Consider the following 657-nt stretch of genomic DNA (forward strand, 5'->3'; position numbering starts at 1 on the left):
AAGGCCGTAATTGCGGGTGACGAGGTTGAGATCGGGCGCCGTGCCAAAGCCGAAGCGGTAGTTGAAGTCGTAATGTGCGTAGTCGAGCCCGGCTAGCAGCGTGTGCTGAACCGGCCCCGTCGCGAGCTGCGCCTCGATCTGGTTGTCGAGGGTGAACTGACTGAGATGCTGGCGGGAGAAGCCAGTGGAGCGGCTCGCGGTTACGCCGTCGGGATTGAGGCCGGTGATCGAGGTGTAGCGGTAGTCGGTAGAGACATCGTAGAAGCGGAAGTTCTGGCGGAAGAACAGATCCCCGTCGAAGCGGTGTTCGAAGGCGTAGCCGACGCGGCCTTGCTGCTGCTTGAAGTCGCTGAAGGCGGGATCGCTTGCATAGAGCCGGGTCGGCCGGAAGTTCTGGTTGAAGAACGTCGTGCTGCCCGGCAGCTTGTTCTCCTGGTACTCGCTCAAGAAGGTGAAGGTCGTGTCGGCGGACGGCTTCCAAGTGAAGGCCGGCGCGATGTAGCTGCGGTCGTCGGCACCACCCGGCAGAAAGGTGTCGGATTGCCGCTTGATGCCGGTGATGCGGTAGGCGAGCGTTCCGTCCGTGCCTTCGACCGGGCCACCGATGTCGAAATTGCCCTGGTAGCGGTCGAAGTTGCCGACCTGCAGCTGCACCTC

1 pseudogene is annotated in these 657 nt (G+C 62.6%); it reads right to left on the reverse strand.

The window, feature by feature from the left end:
• Nucleotides 1–657, reverse strand: a pseudogene (locus MFF24_RS28680) (TonB-dependent siderophore receptor); the annotation flags it as partial.

This window comes from Methylorubrum aminovorans (genome assembly GCF_022179725.1).
GTDB lineage: Bacteria > Pseudomonadota > Alphaproteobacteria > Rhizobiales > Beijerinckiaceae > Methylobacterium > Methylobacterium aminovorans.